Below are 248 nucleotides of genomic sequence, written 5' to 3'. Positions count from 1 at the left end.
CTATTCGCCAAGCACAGCTTGTTGGCTGACCCACCTTTTTCTCAGATAGACCTGATTGTCTGCCGCAATCTGCTTATTTACCTCGACCGCGATATTCAGCGGGAAATTTTACAGATGTTCCATTTCGCGTTGCGGGCGGGTGGATATCTCTTTCTCGGCACCTCTGAATCAGCGGATGCTTGCCCTGAACTTTTCACAACCGTTGACAAAAAGAACCGCATTTTTCGTGCTCGCGGCGGCCCTAAGAG

1 protein-coding gene is annotated in these 248 nt (G+C 50.4%); it reads left to right on the top strand.

Annotated features, from left to right (window positions below; translation table 11 throughout):
- Positions 1-248 (top strand): CheR family methyltransferase (locus KMS84_RS40505; RefSeq protein ID WP_285894522.1); only part of this gene is annotated, 248 nt, incomplete at both ends.

Source organism: Streptomyces hilarionis, from assembly GCF_024539675.1.
GTDB lineage: Bacteria > Actinomycetota > Actinomycetes > Streptomycetales > Streptomycetaceae > Streptomyces > Streptomyces hilarionis.
Note: the sequence above shows the minus strand (reverse complement) of the source record. Positions and strands in the feature narration are given on the sequence as shown.